Source organism: Microbacterium sp. ZOR0019 (assembly GCF_000800925.1).
Taxonomy (GTDB): domain Bacteria; phylum Actinomycetota; class Actinomycetes; order Actinomycetales; family Microbacteriaceae; genus Microbacterium; species Microbacterium aurugineum.
Map to the genome: position 1 here is coordinate 1 of NZ_JRKC01000101.1, position 16,268 is coordinate 16,268.

A 16,268-nucleotide genomic window follows, 5' to 3' on the forward strand; every position below is an offset into this window, starting at 1 on the left:
GGCCAGGAGCGCGTCGACGCGCTCGGCCTCGGCGACGCGGCGGGCCCGAGCGACTGCGGTCTCGAGCGCCTGCACGCCCTCCTCCGAGATCGCGCCGTCGGGTGTGAGGTAGCGCATGAGGCGCAGCACCGTCCTGTCGCTCGTGGTCGCGAGCGGACGTCCACCGGGGCGGACGTCCGCCGCCAGCATGTGAACGGTGTTGGATCCGATGTCGAGGACTCCCAGGCGCACGGAAAGAGACTACTCGCGCCCGGATACGATGTACTGCGTGACCACCGCCGACCCCACGCTGCCGCTGTCGCCCTATCGGGAGATCGGGCGCGCGGAGTGGGCACGTCTCGCCGCCGGTCTCGATCAGCCGCTCACCGAGACCGAGGTCGTCGAACTCCGCGGTATCGGGGACCGTCTGTCCCTCACCGAGGTGCGCGAGGTGTACCTGCCGCTGAGTCGTCTGCTCAGCCTGTACGCGACGGCGACGAAGCGTCTGGGCGCCGCCACCTCGTCGTTCCTGCAGGAGGACGACACGACGACGCCCTTCGTCGTCGGCGTCGCGGGCTCGGTCGCGGTCGGCAAGTCGACGATCGCCCGTCTGCTGCGCGAGCTGATGAGCCGCTGGCCCGGCACCCCGCGAGTGGAGCTGGTCACCACCGATGGTTTCCTCTATCCGAACGCCGAGCTCGAACGCCGCGGCATCATGGACCGCAAGGGCTTCCCGGAGTCGTACGACCGGCGTGCGCTGATCGAGTTCCTGACCGAGGTCAAGAGCGGGGCCACCGAAGTGCGCGCGCCCTTCTACTCCCACATGCGCTACGACATCGTCCCCGACGCGAACGTCGTGGTGCGTCGCCCCGACGTCGTCATCGTCGAGGGGCTGAACGTGCTGCAGCCGCCGCCCGCCCCGAACGACGTCGCGGTGAGCGACCTGTTCGATTTCTCGATCTTCGTCGATGCCGAGACCTCGCACATCGAGAAGTGGTACGTCGATCGCTTCCTCGCTCTGCGGCAGGCGGCGTTCAGCAACCCCTCGTCCTATTTCAACGTGTTCGCCCATCTCACCGATGAGGAGGCGATCACGACCGCCCTCGGGTATTGGAACGAGATCAACATGCCCAACCTCGTCGAGAACGTGATGCCCACGCGACACCGGGCGCGACTCGTGTTGCGCAAGGGCGCCGACCACGACGTCGAGAGCGTGCTGCTGCGCAAGCTCTGAGGAGCACGCCGACCGAAATATTGTTCGGACGACTCGCAAAAATCCCGGCTTACTCTTGTTCGCATGTGTGGAATCGTCGGATACGTGGGCCCGCGCCCCAGCCAGGACATCCTTCTTGCCGGCCTCGCCCGCCTCGAGTATCGCGGCTATGACTCCGCGGGCGTTGCCGTGATCGACGGTGACGGATCCCTCGGCATGCGGAAGAAGGCGGGCAAGCTCGCGAAGCTGCGCGACTCGCTCGCCGACGCGCCGCTCCCCGACGGGTCGACCGGTATCGGTCACACGCGCTGGGCGACGCACGGCGGACCGACCGACGTCAACGCCCACCCGCACCTGGCGGACGACGACAGGCTCGCCGTCATCCACAACGGCATCATCGAGAACTTCTCGGCCCTGCGTGAAGAGCTGCTCGCCGACGGTGTGGTGTTCCGCAGCGAGACCGACACCGAGGTCGCAGCCGCCCTGCTCGGGCGTGAGTACGCCGGCAATGGCGGAGACCTGCAGCTCGCCTTCCGCAACGTCGTGAACCGCCTCGAGGGGGCGTTCACGCTTCTCGCGATGCACCAGGACCACCCGGGCCTCGTGGTCGGTGCCCGCCGCAACTCGCCGCTCGTGATCGGTCTCGGCGAGGGCGAGAACTTCCTCGGCTCCGACGTGGCCGCCTTCATCGAGCACACGCGCAAGGCCTTGGCGATCGGCCAGGACCAGATCGTCTCGATCACCCCCGACTCCATCAGCGTCATCGACTTCGCCGGCACCCCGGTCGAGCCCGAGCCCTTCGACGTCTCGTGGGACGCCGCCGCCGCCGAGAAGGGCGGATGGTCGAGCTTCATGGCCAAGGAGGTCTCCGAGCAGCCCGAGGCCGTGGCGAACACGATCCGTGGCCGCATCCAGGACGGCCAGGTCGTCATCCCCGAGCTCGACGGCCTCGACGACCTCTTCACCGGGATCAACCGCGTCATCATCACCGCGTGCGGCACGGCTTCGTATGCGGCCCTCGTCGGCAAGTACGCGATCGAGCAGTGGGCGCGCGTCGCGGTCGATGTGGAGCTCGCGCACGAGTTCCGCTACCGCGATCCGGTGATCGGCGCCGACACCCTCGTCGTGTCGATCAGCCAGTCGGGCGAGACCATGGACACCCTGATGGCCGTGAAGTACGCCCGGGAGCGAGGCGCCCGCACGCTCTCGATCTGCAACACCCAGGGTGCGACCATCCCGCGCGAGTCGGACGCCGTCGTCTACACCCACGCCGGCCCCGAGGTCGCGGTCGCCTCGACCAAGGCCTTCTCGGCGCAGATCACCGCCCTGCTGCTGCTCGGCCTGCACATGGGGCGCGTGCGCGGCACCGTGGCCGACGCCTCGACCGACGTCGCGGAACTCACCGAGCTCCCCGCGAAGATCGCCGAGGTCCTCGAGAGCGAGCAGGAGCACGTCACCCAGCTCGCCGGATGGATGGCCGACACCCGCTCGGTGCTGTTCCTCGGTCGCCACGTCGGCTTCCCGATCGCCCTCGAAGGTGCGCTCAAGCTCAAGGAGATCTCCTACATCCACGCGGAGGGCTTCGCCGCGGGCGAGCTCAAGCACGGTCCGATCGCTCTGATCGAGCCGGGGCAGCCCGTGTTCGTGCTGGTGCCCTCCCCGCGTCACTCCGCGCTCGTGCACTCGAAGGTCGTCTCGAACATCCAGGAGATCCGTGCTCGCGGTGCCCGGGTGATCGTGGTGGCCGAAGAGGGCGATGCGGCCGTGCTGCCGTTCGCCGACGAGGTCATCCACATCCCGCTCGCCGGAGCGATGTTCGAGCCGCTGCTCTCGGTCGTGCCGCTGCAGATCTTCGCGATGGCGCTCGCCACCGCGAAGGGCCTGGACGTGGACCAGCCCCGGAACCTCGCGAAGTCCGTCACAGTCGAGTAAGACCGGCTTCGAATCACGCGAATGGCTCCGTTTCCACCGGAAACGGAGCCATTCGCGCGACATCAACCGGATGCATGCTCGATAGGCTGAACGGATGATCATCGGCACCGGCATCGACCTCGTGGACATCCCGCGGTTCGAGCGCACGATGACCCGGACCCCCCGCCTCCTGGAGCGGCTCTTCGCCCCGTCGGAGCGCCCGCTGCGTCTTCCTTCCCTGGCGGCGAGGTATGCGGCCAAAGAGGCGCTGATCAAAGCACTCGGCGGCTCGGACGGGGTGCACTGGACCGAGATCGAGATCGCCTCGGAGGCGTCGGGTCGTCCGCACTTCGTCCTCTCCGGCTCGACGGCCGCGGTCGTCGAGGAGCGCGGCATCCGCACCCTGCATCTGACCCTCACCCACGACGCGGGCCTCGCTGCCGCGTTCGTCGTCGCAGAAGGAGCGCCGCTGTGACCGTCCCGTTCCGTGAGGCGACCATCGACCTCGATGCCGTCGCCGACAATGTGCGGCACTTCCGCCGCCTCACCGGCGTCGAGGTGATCGCGGTCGTCAAGGCCGGCGCCTACGGGCACGGTGCTGCCGCGACCGCCGTCGCCGCGCTCTCCGCCGGAGCGACACGCCTCGGCGTCGCCGAGATCCCCGAGGCCCTCGAACTGCGCAGGCAGGGCGTGCACGCGCCGATCATGGCCTGGTTGCACGCGCCGGGCGAGCGGTTCGAGCACGCCGCGGCCCAAGACGTGGAGATCGGTGTCTCCTCCTTCGATCAGCTCGAGGCCGCCGCTGCCGCTGCCGCCGTCGACCGTCCGGTCGGGGTGCACCTCAAGTTCGAGACGGGGCTGTCGCGCAACGGCATCGCTCCTGCCGACTGGGGGCGGGTACTGGCCGAGGCCGCGCGTCTGGAGCGGATCGGACGGCTGCGTATCGTCGGCCTTTTCAGTCACCTCTCCAACACCTCCGCGGAGGACGACCGGGCTGCGCTGGCGAAGTTCGAGGAAGGTGTCGCCGCGGCCGCCTCTTTCGGTATCCATCCCGAGATCCGGCACATCGCCGCCACCGCCGCAGCGATCGACCTGCCCGAGATGCGGCTCGATGCCGTGCGCATCGGCATCGGGCTGTTCGGCCTCTCGCCGTTCGACGACCGCAGCTCCGCCGAGCTCGGTCTGCGTCCGGCGATGACTCTGCGCGGAGCGATCGCCGCGGTCCGCCGGGTGCCCGCGGGCACGGGTGTCTCCTACGGCTACGCCCACCGCACGGATCGCGACACGACGCTGGTGCTCGTGCCCCTCGGATACGCCGACGGTGTGCCGCGGAACGCCTCGGGCAGGCTCCCCGTCTCGATCGGCGGACGGCGGTTCGTGAACGTCGGGAGGATCGCGATGGATCAGTTCGTCGTCGACGTCGGTGACACGCCGGTCTCGGTCGGGGACGAGGTGGTGCTGTTCGGCGATCCCACCCTCGGTGTGCCCTCGGCGGCGGACTGGGCGGCGGCCGCCGGCACCATCAACTACGAGATCGTCACGCGCATCGGTCCCCGGGTGCCGCGGAGGACGTCGTGAGCGTGGACCCCGCTTTCCTCGGCAGACGGGAGATCGCGACGTCCGAGGAGATGGAGCAGCTCGGCTTCCGGATCGGTGAGCAACTGGAGGCGGGCGACCTGCTCATCCTCACCGGACCGCTGGGCGCCGGGAAGACGACGTTCACCCGTGGTCTCGCCGAAGGGCTCGGTGTGCGCGGACCCGTGCAGAGTCCGACCTTCGTGATCGCCCGCACCCACCCGTCGCTGGTCGGGCGTGCGCCGCTCGTGCACGTCGACGCGTACCGACTCGGATCGGCGGCAGAGCTCGAGGACCTCGACCTCGACCTCGAGCGCTCGGTGGTCGTGATCGAGTGGGGGAGGGGTATGGCCGAGGAGCTCGCGGAGTCGTGGTGGGACATCGAGCTCGAACGTCCGGTCGGCGTCTCCGAACTCGACTCGGCGGACCTCGACCCCTCTGAACTCGACGCGGACGCCCCGCGGATCGTGACCATCATGCGCGAGGGGACCCCATGAGTGCGGCGACCTCCCCTCTCGTAGCCGTGATCATCGACGACGACCCGGGGGTCCGCTCACTCCTGGACGAGGTGTTCCTCGCCGCCGGATTCGAGACCTTCCTCGCCGGATCAGGTCCGGACGGCATCGTGGCCGTCGAGCAGCATCGCCCGGTGATCACCACCCTCGACGTCAACCTGCCGGGGATCGACGGCTTCGAGGTCGCGCGCCGGATCCGGCAGGTCAGCGACACCTTCATCATCATGCTCTCGGCGCTGTCTGACGAGTCCGATGTGGTCCTCGGCCTGACCTCCGGCGCGGATGAGTACCTCGTGAAGCCGTTCCGGCCACGCGAGCTTCGCGCTCGCATCCAGGCACTTCTGAGGCGCCCGCACCCCGCGGCCCCGTCGCCGACGACCGAGCCGCGCCCTGCGAGCGGAAACGAGCCGTCCGCCGACGGTGCGACGGTGCTGACGTGGCGGGGCCGGGTGCATCGCGACCTCAGCCTCGATCTGGACACACGGCTGGTGCTCGTCGGCCAGAAGCGCATAGATCTCACTCCTACGGAGTTCGACCTGCTCGCGGCGATCCTCGAAGCGAACATCCGGGTGTCCAGCAAGGCTGAACTCGCGCGTGGGCTGCGCGGAGCGCCACCGGGGTCGAACGACTACGTGAGCGAACCCGACAAGCGGGCGATCGAGACGCACATCGCGAATCTACGACGAAAGCTGGGCGACAGCTCGGCGAGGCCGCGCTACATCGAGACCGTTCGCGGAGTCGGTTACCGCCTGACGCCGGCTGATGACGCGGCGGGCTGAACCGGGGCGGGGCCGCGGCTCCCCAGCCGCGGCCCCGGCGCCTGCGAATCCCCATTCGCGTGGCCCCGGCGTCTGCGTTGTTCCCCAGTCGCAGTATCGGCCCCACTCAGAATGCTAGGGGCGAGAGGCCTCCTGAAGAGCGGGCTCGACGGATCTTTGAGTAATCTTGCGGGAAACCTGAGCTTCGAGCGGAAAGGCGAGCGTCGATGATCCGCACTGTGTCGATCTGGCGCTGGCAACTGGTCTTCACCGGTAGCGTGGTCGCGATCGTCGTGATGGTCACGGCCTTCAACCCCCATACTTTCGCCAACATCTTGGTCGTCGCGGGGGCCGTGCTCGTCCTCGTCACCAGCGTGCTCACGCTGGCCGTGCCGTGGCACCGTCTGCCGCGCTCCGCCGCTGCCGTCGTGCCACTCCTGGATGCGCTCGCGATCGGCTTCACCACCAATGCGCCGGACCTCCGCCTCGGGTTCCTTTGGGTGTTCCCGATCGTCTGGCTGGCCACGTACTTCACCCTGCCGTGGGTGTTCGGCGGCATCGTCTTCATCAGCGCCACCCTCGTGCTCTTCGCCGAGCAGAGCGGCTCGCCGGCGGACATCCTGCTGCGACTCCTCACGCTCGTCATCACCCTGGGATTCCTCGGCGTGACGGTGCGCATCGGTGCACAGCGCTCTCGGGCGGCGCGTCGGCTTCTGCAACGTCGTTCCGAGCAGGTCAATCGTGCCGCGGTGCGAGCGGAGGCGAATCAGCGGCGGGTGATCCAGATCGTCGACGCTCTGAGCGTCGCCCTCGTCGTCGTCACGGCGGGAGGGCGCATCCTGCAGATGAACGACGCGTACCGAGCGCTCTACGGCCGCGACCGCTTCGGCGCGGAGCTCTCCACGGCCGCAGTCGAGTACGACGCCCGGCGTGGTGTCGCGCTGCCCCCCTCGCGCACCTCCCTCGCCCGCGCCGCCGGCGGAGAGAAACTCAGTGCCGAGCGTGTGTGGCTGTTCGACGGCGCGGGACAATGGCGGGCGCTCGAGGTGAGCACGGAGCCGATGGCCAGCGCGGGCGAGGGCGAGGCGATCACTCTGGTCGTGATCGACGACGTGACCGCTCGGCTCGAGGTCGACGAGGAACGTCGGGCCTTCAACGCCATGATCTCGCACGAGTTGCGCAATCCCCTCACCGCGATCGTCGGCCACGTGGACCTGCTCCGTGAGCGCGAAGACCTGCCGGGGCGGGTCCCTGCACAGCTCGAGATCATCGCGAATGCGGGAGAGCGCATGCAGGACCTGGTCACGAGCATCCTCCGGCAGACGAGTCACACCGCCCAGGATCCTTTCGAATCCGTGGATCTGCGCGAGGTCGTCGAATCGGCAGCGGCATCGTACGCTCCCGTCATCTCGAGCAACAGGCAGACGCTGCGGGTCGGAGGCGCCGAGAGCCTGGTCGTCTCCGGCGATGCCTTCCGGCTGCGGCAGGTCGTCGACAACCTGCTCAGCAACGCCGCGAAGTACACCCCCGCGGGCGGACACATCGGTATCGAGCTCGACGCGATGGCGGGCGGCCACGCGGTGGTCACGATCGTCGACGACGGATTCGGCATCGCGGCAGACGACGTCGCCCGCGTGTTCGAGCCCTACTTCCGCACCGACAGCGCCGTGCGCGCCGGTATCGGCGGCACCGGCCTCGGTATGGGCATCGTGCGGGAGATCGTCTCCGCGCATGAAGGCAGTATCGACATCGCCAGTGAGGTCGGTGTCGGCACCCGCGTGACTCTGCGCTTCCCGCAGCGTCGAGTGATGGAGGCTCAGGTATGACCCCGCTCGTTCCCGTCAACGTCGACGTCACCACCAGCATGGTCGCGGTCGTCACGGTGCTCACAGCCCTGGTGATCGGTCTGGGCACCCTCGCGCGCCCGAGCAGGGCGACCGTCACCTGGGGGGCGGCCTTCGGCCTGGGAATGCTCGGGGCCTACCTCTGGCTCGCCGGGCAGCAGATGACCGAGACCAGGGCTCTGCTCGCCGCCGCCTCGGCCCTGCTGCTGTGCTTCGAGCCGTTGGTGTGGATCGGTCTGCGGATGCACTTCGGCCGTCGCGCTCGCTGGTGGCTGGTGATTCCCTTCCTCGTCATCGCGCCGGCGCTGCTGGTGACGACGGCGGACACCCCGTGGTATCTGCCGTCGTTCCACCTCGTCTTCCTGGGCAGTGCCGTCTTCGGCGGGCTCGTGGCCTACGAGTTGCTGCGCGATCGCCCGGCCGCGAGGGACATCGTGCTCCCGCTGGCGCTCGCCTCCTGTGGACTGGTCGTGGTCGCGGTCGTGAGCACCGTGTCCGCACTGCTGTCGGGCGGGACGGCGGTCGGAGCTCAACTGGGTGCGCTGCGCGGCATGAACGCCGTCGGAACCGTGGTGGTGAGCACCTGTGCCGCGTTCACCCTCGTCCTGATGGTGCGGGTGGAGTCGAAGAAGAGCGATGTCGGCGATTTCGTGGAGCGTGCGCGTCGTCGGCTCCGCAAAGCCGAAGCGCAGAACGACTTCCCGTGGTCGGTGCTCGACATCCGACTCGACGACCCCGCCGATCTCCGAGAGGCATCGACGGGTTCCGCGTTCGCGCTCGTCGTCGATCGGTTCCACCAGGACATCCAGGAGGCCCTACCGGCCTCGGCCGACGCCGACCGGGTGGAGGATGGCCGGGCGATCGTCGTGATCCGCGGGGGTGACGAGTCGGTCCGCCACCATCTGCGGGAGATCCTGACCCGTGTCTCGGTGATCGACAGGGAGACGACGACCGGGATCCGGTCGTCCGCCAGCATCGGCTGGGCGACGGCTTCGGTCGTCGGATTCGACTTCGACCTGCTCGTGGCCACGGCGGAGCAGGCGGCCGGCCGAGCGCGGGCCGCGGGAGGCGACCAGTGGAAGCGGGCGGACGCCGCGGATCTGGCGCGGGTCGTGACGCCCGTCGACTAGGAGTCTCGGGACTCCCGGCCCCGGGCGAGGGCAGCGGCGATCGCGCCCTCCGCATCGGCGCCGGTCTCGGCCGCGGCCGACACGTTCTCGGCGACGACCGCCTCGATGATCTCGGTGCGCTGGATGCGGGTCTCGCGCGGGGCCTTCACGCCGATGCGCACACTGTCGCCCTTGATCTCGAGCAGCGTGATCTCGATGTCGCCGTCGATGCGCACGCTCTCACCGATCCGCCTCGTCAAAACCAGCATTCGTTCAGCCTACTGCCGCCGAGACGGCTCCGACCGCGGGCGAGGGTGCGGGGGCATCTCGGACGACGCCGACGGTCTCGATCGTGAGCGCGGCGGAGGTCGCCTCGGTGTACGAGAGCACCGGTAGCCCGTCGGTCTGTGCGGACACGAGCCGACGTACCGCCGGACGTAGCGACGGGGCACACACCAGGACCGGCTCGCCCCCCTCGTGCACCGAGGCGACCGCCTGCTTCACCGACTCCACGACGGCCTCCATCCGCTGGGGGTCGAACACGATCTGAGTGCCCTCGTCGCTCGTACGCAGGCTCTCGAGCATCGCCTGCTCGAGAAGCGGATTGATCATCACCACCCGTAGGACGCCGCCATCCGCGAACCGCGCCGCGATCGCCGGGCCGAGAGCAGCCCGTGCGGCTTCGATCAGGCCCTCCGGATCGGTGGAGACCCTCGCCCGCAGCGCGAGTGCTTCGTAGATGCGGCTGAGGTCGTTGATCGGGACCCGCTCTGCGAGGAGTCCCTGGAGCACGCGCTGCACCTCGGCGAGCGACAGCAATGCCGGGGTGAGCTCCTCGACCGCGGCGGGGGAGGCCTGTTTGAGCGCGTCCGTGAGCTGGCGCACGTCTTCTCGGCTGAGCAGCCGCGCGGCGTGGGCGTGGATCACGCTGGAGAGGTGCGTGATGATCACGCTCGCCCTGTCGACCACGGTCGCTCCGGAGAACTCGGCGCTGTGGCGCATCTCGAGGGGGATCCACTTGCCCTCGAGCCCGAACACCGGGTCGAGCGTCGCGGCGCCGGGGAGGGACTCCAGGCCCTGCCCGAGCGCGAGGACGGAGCCGGCCGGAGCGGTGCCCCTCCCGGTCTCGACCCCGGCGATGCGGATGACATAGGTGGACTGGGGCAGCTCGATGCTGTCCCGGGTGCGCACCGGCGGCGCGATGAGTCCCAGATCGAGGGCGATCCGCCGTCGCAGTGCCTTCACGCGCGCGAGGAGGTCATCGGGTCCTCCGGTGACCAGATCGACGATGTCGGGGGAGAGCAGGATCTCGAGCGGGTGCACGCGCATCTTCTCGATCAGCTCCTCCGGCTGATCCGCGGGGGCCGGCGTCGTCGTCTGCGCGGCGATGGCTTCGTCACGCTTCTGCGTCGCCTTGATGCGCTGCGCGATCAGCAGCAGAAGAGCGCCGATCGCCACGAACGGCAGCATCGGCATGTGCGGGATGAGCGACATGATGATCGCGGCGCAACCGGCGATGATGAGCGCATTGCGGGACTGACCGAGCTGTGCGGACGCGGCGCTACCCATCTCGGCTTCCGCCGTCGAACGGGTCACGATCATGCCGGTGGACACCGCCATCAGCAGGGCCGGGATCTGCGTGACGAGCCCGTCGCCGATGGTGAGGAGGCTGTACGTGCTCACGGCCCCGTCGATCGTCATGCCGTGCTGGACGATCCCGATCGCGATGCCGCCGACCACGTTGATGATGATGATGACGAGTCCGGCGATCGCGTCGCCCTTGACGAACTTGGAGGCACCGTCCATGGCGCCGTAGAAGTCGGCCTCGGCGGCGACCTCTGCGCGACGCTCCCGGGCTTCCGCGTCGGTGATGAGTCCCGCATTGAGGTCGGCGTCGATCGCCATCTGCTTGCCGGGCATGGCATCGAGGGTGAACCTCGCCCCGACCTCCGCGACGCGCTCCGCGCCCTTGGTCACCACCACGAACTGGATGACGACGAGGATCAGGAAGACGACGGCGCCGATGATGAGCGAGCCGCCGACGGCGATCGCACCGAACGCCTCGATGACCTGTCCGGCGTAGGCCTCCCCGAGCACCAGACGCGTGGAGGCGACGTTGAGACCCAGCCGGAACAGCGTCGCCACGAGCAGCAGCGAGGGGAACACCGAGAAGTCGAGGGGCTTCTTCACGAACATCGACGTGAGCAGGATCACGAGCGCGAACATGATGTTCAGGATGATCAGGATGTCGAGCAGGAACGGTGGCACCGGGACGACGAGCAGCATGATGATGCCGACGACGCCGACGGGCACCATGAGCTTGAGGAAGAGCTGTCTCATACGGTCCTCCGATAGGGAAGGGAATGGATGCCGCGCGCGGCCCCGCGCCGCCGCAGGGCGTCGACGAACACGAGTACGCGGGCGACGGCGTTGTACAGGTCCTCGGGGATCTCCTGGCCCAGTTCGCACGCGGCGTGCAGGGCACGAGCGAGCGAGACCTCACGCACCAGCGGGACACCGGTCCGTGTCGCTTCCTCGCGAATGCGCTCCGCGACGACGCCGCTGCCCTTCGCGACGACCTTGGGTGCGGCGCGTCCGACCTCGTATCGGAGCGCGACGGCGATGTGCGTGGGATTGACGAGGACCACGTCGGATCCCGCGACCGCGGAGATCATGCGGTTGCGGCTGATGGCCAGCTGTCGGGAACGCCGCTGCTGACGGATCAGGGGGTCGCCCTCGGAGTTCTTGTTCTCGTCGCGCACCTCGCGCTTGGTCATGCGGGTGTGCTTGCGGTTGCGTCGCATCACGACGAACATGTCGATCGCGGCCAGTACCAGTCCGACGGCGATGGCGGTCTGCAGGAGGGCGGCCGTCCCCTCGCTCGCGGTGCCGAGCAGCCGCGAGATCGAGTGTGCGCCGCTGGCGGTCAGCACGGGCATCAGGCTCGCGATCACGAACCACAGCGCGATGCCGATGGCCGCGGTCTTCAGAAGCGCCTTGGCGCCCTCCCAGAGGGCCTGCATGCCGAAGACGCGGCGGATCCCGGTGACGACGTTGAACTGCTCGAAGCGTCCGGTCAGCGGTTTCAGGTGCACCCCGCCCTGGATCACCGCACCGATCAGCGTGACGATCGCGACCGCGGCCAGCATCACGGCGAGCGTGGGCAGCACGGAGGCGAGGCCGCGACCGAGGGCGGTGAGTGCCGCTTCCGGCGTCGGAGCATCGACCAGCGAGGTCAGCGTGAGCAGCTGCTCGGTGCCGGCCGATGCCCCGAGGGCGATGGCAGCGGGCATGGTGACGGCCGCGGCGCCGATGCCCAGCCACGCGGTGAGATCCTGGCTACGCGACAGCCGCCCCTTCTTGCGGGCTTCGCGCAGGTGCTTGTCGGTCGCCTTCTCACTGCGCTCGCCGCTGTCCGTGCCGCTCATTCCTGCACCCCCTGCATCATCTTGAGGGCCTGTACCGCGAGGGCGTCCACGATGCCGGGAAGGACCGCATAGACCGCTCCGGCCAGCAGGAGGGTCAGCAGGATCTTCACCGGGAAGCCCATCGCGAAGGCGTTGAGGGCCGGGGCCACACGCGTGATGAGGCCGAGCCCGACGTCGGCCAGGAAGAGCACGAGGACGAGCGGCCCGGCGATCTGCACGGCGGCCAGCACCATCTGCGAGACGCCGTCGACCAAGAGCTCCGCGGGACCGGACACCTCGAACACGCCGTCGAGCGGAACGGCGTCGAAACTGCGCGCGAGTCCCGCGAGGATCAGCTGATAGCCCCCCGATGCGAACAGCAGCGTGAGCGCGGTCAGGTGGAAGAGGCGCGTGAACTGCGCGCCGTTCACGAGGGAGTGCGGGTCGAACGCCTGAGCGAGCTGGAAGCCGCCGAACACGTCGATCAGGCTGCCGGCGGCCTGGAGTGCCGAGAAGCACAGCAGCACCAGGAAGCCCAGAAGCGCACCGGTGACCAGCTGCAGCACCAGGGCGCCCAGGAAGGGTCCGGTGTCGAGGTTCTCGTATCCGGGGGAGACGGCCGTGCCGACGGCGAGCGAGAGACCGATCGCGAGCATCGCCTTCACCCGCACCGGGATCGCGCCGTACGAGAAGGGCGGGGCGATCATGATGAACGCGGTGATGCGGACTGCGGCGAGCATCGTCGCCTCCAGCCACGCGAAGTCGATGGGGATGAACACCGCGTCATCCGCTCAGGAGCGAGGGGATGCGGGCGAACATCTCGGTGGTGAACGCGATCATCTCCGCGATCATCCAGTTCCCGGCGATCAGCAGGGCGATCCCGACCGCCACGATCTTCGGCACGAACGACAGCGTCACCTCCTGCACCTGGGTGATGGACTGCAGCAGCGAGATCGCGAAACCCACCACGAGGGCGGTGACCAGGACCGGAGCGGCGAGCTTCGCGGCGATGATCAGCCCCTGGGTGCCGATGTCGATCACGGCTTCGGGACTCATCCGACACCTCCATAGCTCTCCAGGAGGGCGCGGATGATGAGCCCCCATCCGTCGACCAGGATGAACAGCAGGATCTTGAACGGCAGCGAGATCATGACGGGCGGCAGCATCATCATGCCCATCGACATGAGAGCCGCGGCGACCACGAGGTCGATCACCAGGAACGGCACGAAGATGACGAAGCCGATGATGAACGCGGCGCGCAGTTCGGAGATCATGAACGCCGGGATGAGCGTGTACATCGGCACGCTCGTCGGGTCCTCCGGGTTGGGCTGACCCGCCATCCGCGTCATGAGCGCGAGGTCCTCCTCGCGCGTGAACCGCAGCATCCACTCCTGCAGCGGCAGTTGGCCGACGTCGATGGCCTGGGCGAACGTGTACGTGCCGTCGATGTACGGCTGCACCGCGACGGTGTTGATCTCGGTCAGCACCGGCCACATGATGAACAGCGACAGGAACAGCGACAGTCCTGCCAGCACCTGGTTCGGCGGGATCGTGGGCAGGGACAGGGCGTTGCGTGTCATCGCGAGCACGACGAAGATCTTCGTGAACGACGACATCATCAACAGCAGCGCGGGCGCCACCGAGAGCAGGGTGATGCCGAGCAGCGTCAGGATCGAGCCCGAGGGGGAGCCGTCGACACCGTTGATGTCGATCGTGACGCCGTCGCCGGGATCGTCGGGGGTCACGGCCGCGTGTGCCGGGCTGCCGGTGGCCAGTGTCAGCACGAGCACCAGAGCGAAGGCGACGGCGAGGAGCAGCGCGACCCGTCGCAGCGCGCGGCCGTCGGCGGCCCCACCGGGCATGCTCATCGCGTGCGCCGGATGGCCTCGGCGGTCTGCCGCCAGGTTTCGGGGGAGAGGATGGAACCGCGCAGCGGATCGTTCCGGTGGCGCACGCGTCGCTGCGGCACCTGCGCCGCGACGGCGGAGGTCGTGTCCTCGGTGCGCGCGGTCGCGGCGAGGATGCGGTCGAACTCGGCCGCGTCGGAGGCGGCTTCGGACGTCGCGGCCGACCACACCGGTGTCGCCGGATCGTCGGGCAGGGCCGCGGGCTTGACGGGCAGACGGTCCACCACGTTGACGCCGTGTTCTGTGACGCCCAGCACGTAGCGGGCGTCTTCGGTCTGGACCACGACGATCTGCGCCTTCGGGCCCACTCCCTGGCGGCCCAGCACCGTGATGACCTCACCGTCGCGTCGCCGCGCGGCGGTGCGCGCGACCCGGCGCTGCAGGAACCAGAGCAGCCCGAGCACCGCTGCGAGGGAGAGCGCGACCCGCAGCGCGAGCAGGAGGTCGTCCAGGGTCAGGCCTCGACGTTCTCGAGGATGCGGGTGATCCGCACCGCATAGTCCTGGTCGACGACGACGACCTCACCGTGCGCGATGACCCGGCCGTTGAGCTTGACGTCGGCGGGTGCACCGGCGGAGCGGTCGAGTTCGACGATGCGTCCCGGCTCGAGGCCGAGCACGTCGCGCACGGCCATCCTGGTGCGGCCGATCTCGACCGTCAGCTCCATCTCGACGCCGGCGATGCGGTGCAACCGGCGGGAAGAGCTCGCGGTGCCGGCCGGCGCGCGCGTGACGATCACGGCGAGGCGCCCGATCGTCCGGTCGGTGTCATCCTGCAGGTCGAAGAGCTGCGCGGCGGGGTCGGCGAACAGAGCGGAGGCGTCGCCGATCGTGGCGTCACCGAGGGCACCGGCCCCCAGCGCGCTCGCTGCGGCTTCGAGGGCATCGCGCAGCCGATCGCTCAGAGGCGCACCGCCGAGGCCGTCGACCAGGGCGTCGGGGTCGAACACCTGCACCGCCAGCTGCGCGCTGGCCTCGCCCACGAACGGGACGATCACGGCGTCGCCGGTGTCTCCCGACACCTGGGAGGCACGCGCGGAGGTCGCCGCGGCGGTCGGCAGCTTCGCCGCGAAAGCGGCGGCGACGGCGGACTCATAGGTGGTGGTGCTGGTCACGCGGGCTCCTCGGCGATGGCGGGATCGGGGATGGTGGTGGCGACGACGCAGGCCAGACGCGCCCCGGCGCTGCCCACGGCCGCGGTGGCGACGGTCTGATCGCCCACCGCGAGGATCATCGGTCGATCGGCGGAGTGCGGGAAGGAGACGATGTCTCCGACGGCGAGATCGAGCACCTCGCGGGGCAGCACGGCACGCGGGGCGAGCCGGAGCGCCACCTCGACGGGGGAGACCTCGACCTGACGGCGGACCAGGTCCGGCGCAGCCGAGCGATCCGCGTCCGAGGTGCGCACCGTGAAACCGGCGAGAACCGAGGCGGGCAGCATGACGCTCGCCGGGACGGCCCGACCGGCCAATCGCATCGAGAACCGCGCGACGATCACCGGTTCCCCCGAGGCCGCGACCTGCGCGAACTGGGAGCTGTACTGGATGCCGCTCACCGTGATCCCGGCGGGCAGCAATCCGTCCAGGGCGCCGGTGAGGTGATCGAGGGCATCGACGATCAGGGAGCGGATCAGCGCCTGCTCGATCGGGGTGAAGGTGCGGTCTTCCGAGGCGCTGGACGAGCGTCCGCCGACCATCTGCACGATCCAGGTCGTGGCGGCGGAGGTCGGCAGCTGCACGATGAGGCGTTCGTCCGAATCGGGCAGCGCGCACACGATCATGGTGGTCGTGGTCGGGAGCGACTGCGCGTACTCGCCGTACGTCAGCATGCCGACATGCTCGACGGCGATGGTGGCGCGGACGTGGATCTTGGCCGAGAGCTGGGCCGACCACTGTCGGGAGAACGTCTCGAAGGCCAGTTCCAGGGTGCGGGTGTGCTCGCGCGAAAGGGTCGCCGAACGGCCGAAGTCGTACACCTCGACTTCGGCGGTCTTCGTCGCCGTCGCTGCGCGCGCTTCGGAGCGCACGCTGTCCTGGATCACCACGAACCCG

Annotated in this window: 17 protein-coding genes and 1 pseudogene; 8 read left to right on the forward strand and 10 right to left on the reverse strand. The window is 69.1% G+C overall.

The window, feature by feature from the left end; translation table 11 throughout:
• Nucleotides 1-231 (reverse strand): annotated as a pseudogene (locus L978_RS17705) (Ppx/GppA family phosphatase); the annotation flags it as partial.
• A gap of 28 nt (nt 232-259) precedes the next feature.
• Here L978_RS17705 and coaA point away from each other — a divergent pair.
• From coaA to L978_RS17745, 8 genes are all read left to right on the forward strand, one after another.
• Nucleotides 260-1,213, forward strand: coding sequence for a type I pantothenate kinase (gene coaA / locus L978_RS17710; protein WP_052193853.1), 954 nt, complete (start codon nt 260-262; stop codon nt 1,211-1,213).
• Between the two features lie 63 nt (nt 1,214-1,276).
• Nucleotides 1,277-3,124, forward strand: coding sequence for a glutamine--fructose-6-phosphate transaminase (isomerizing) (gene glmS / locus L978_RS17715; RefSeq protein ID WP_047524759.1), 1,848 nt, complete (start codon nt 1,277-1,279; stop codon nt 3,122-3,124).
• Nucleotides 3,125-3,218: 94 nt separating this feature from the next.
• A complete protein-coding gene (locus L978_RS17720; RefSeq protein WP_047524761.1) occupies nt 3,219-3,578 on the forward strand; it encodes a holo-ACP synthase in 360 nt (119 codons plus the stop codon).
• Nucleotides 3,575-4,681, forward strand: a complete 1,107-nt coding sequence (gene alr, locus L978_RS17725) for an alanine racemase (RefSeq protein ID WP_047524763.1) — start codon at nt 3,575-3,577, stop codon at nt 4,679-4,681. The genes L978_RS17720 and alr overlap by 4 nt, the downstream gene beginning before the upstream one ends.
• Nucleotides 4,678-5,175 carry a tRNA (adenosine(37)-N6)-threonylcarbamoyltransferase complex ATPase subunit type 1 TsaE gene (gene tsaE, locus L978_RS17730; protein ID WP_047524764.1) on the forward strand — a complete coding sequence of 166 codons (498 nt, stop codon included), beginning with the start codon at nt 4,678-4,680 and terminating at the stop codon, nt 5,173-5,175. The genes alr and tsaE overlap by 4 nt, the downstream gene beginning before the upstream one ends.
• Nucleotides 5,172-5,972, forward strand: coding sequence for a response regulator transcription factor (locus L978_RS17735; protein WP_047524766.1), 801 nt, complete (start codon nt 5,172-5,174; stop codon nt 5,970-5,972). The genes tsaE and L978_RS17735 overlap by 4 nt, the downstream gene beginning before the upstream one ends.
• 206 nt (nt 5,973-6,178) lie before the next feature.
• Nucleotides 6,179-7,777, forward strand: a complete 1,599-nt coding sequence (locus tag L978_RS17740; protein ID WP_047524774.1) for a sensor histidine kinase — start codon at nt 6,179-6,181, stop codon at nt 7,775-7,777.
• A complete protein-coding gene (locus tag L978_RS17745; protein ID WP_047524775.1) occupies nt 7,774-8,925 on the forward strand; it encodes a hypothetical protein in 1,152 nt (383 codons plus the stop codon). Before L978_RS17740 ends, L978_RS17745 begins: the two co-directional genes overlap by 4 nt.
• Here the strand turns inward: L978_RS17745 and csrA are convergent.
• The 9 genes from csrA to L978_RS17790 are packed head-to-tail and all read right to left on the reverse strand — an operon-like array spanning nt 8,922 to nt 16,261.
• The gene (csrA, locus tag L978_RS17750) at nt 8,922-9,173 is read right to left on the reverse strand and encodes a carbon storage regulator CsrA (protein WP_047524777.1); all 252 of its coding nucleotides are present in this window, start codon (nt 9,171-9,173) and stop codon (nt 8,922-8,924) included. The two genes, L978_RS17745 and csrA, sit on opposite strands and share 4 nt — an antisense overlap.
• A gap of 4 nt (nt 9,174-9,177) precedes the next feature.
• Nucleotides 9,178-11,244 (reverse strand): flagellar biosynthesis protein FlhA, encoded by a 2,067-nt coding sequence (locus tag L978_RS17755; RefSeq protein ID WP_047524779.1) that lies wholly within the window; start codon nt 11,242-11,244, stop codon nt 9,178-9,180.
• Entirely contained in the window at nt 11,241-12,332 is a 1,092-nt protein-coding gene (locus L978_RS17760; RefSeq protein ID WP_047524781.1) for an EscU/YscU/HrcU family type III secretion system export apparatus switch protein, read from the reverse strand. The genes L978_RS17755 and L978_RS17760 overlap by 4 nt, the downstream gene beginning before the upstream one ends.
• Nucleotides 12,329-13,090 (reverse strand): flagellar biosynthetic protein FliR, encoded by a 762-nt coding sequence (locus L978_RS17765; protein ID WP_047524783.1) that lies wholly within the window; start codon nt 13,088-13,090, stop codon nt 12,329-12,331. Before L978_RS17765 ends, L978_RS17760 begins: the two co-directional genes overlap by 4 nt.
• A 4-nt stretch (nt 13,091-13,094) precedes the next feature.
• Nucleotides 13,095-13,367, reverse strand: coding sequence for a flagellar biosynthesis protein FliQ (fliQ, locus tag L978_RS17770; RefSeq protein WP_047524786.1), 273 nt, complete (start codon nt 13,365-13,367; stop codon nt 13,095-13,097).
• Nucleotides 13,364-14,179 (reverse strand): flagellar type III secretion system pore protein FliP, encoded by an 816-nt coding sequence (gene fliP / locus L978_RS17775; RefSeq protein ID WP_047524788.1) that lies wholly within the window; start codon nt 14,177-14,179, stop codon nt 13,364-13,366. The genes fliQ and fliP overlap by 4 nt, the downstream gene beginning before the upstream one ends.
• Nucleotides 14,176-14,676 (reverse strand): flagellar biosynthetic protein FliO, encoded by a 501-nt coding sequence (gene fliO, locus L978_RS17780; RefSeq protein ID WP_331437075.1) that lies wholly within the window; start codon nt 14,674-14,676, stop codon nt 14,176-14,178. The genes fliP and fliO overlap by 4 nt, the downstream gene beginning before the upstream one ends.
• Complete coding sequence (fliN, locus tag L978_RS17785; RefSeq protein WP_047524792.1) at nt 14,673-15,332, reverse strand: flagellar motor switch protein FliN; 660 nt, start codon at nt 15,330-15,332, stop codon at nt 14,673-14,675. The genes fliO and fliN overlap by 4 nt, the downstream gene beginning before the upstream one ends.
• Nucleotides 15,329-16,261, reverse strand: a complete 933-nt coding sequence (locus L978_RS17790) for a flagellar motor switch protein FliM (RefSeq protein WP_047524794.1) — start codon at nt 16,259-16,261, stop codon at nt 15,329-15,331. Before L978_RS17790 ends, fliN begins: the two co-directional genes overlap by 4 nt.
• Nucleotides 16,262-16,268 lie beyond the last annotated feature (7 nt).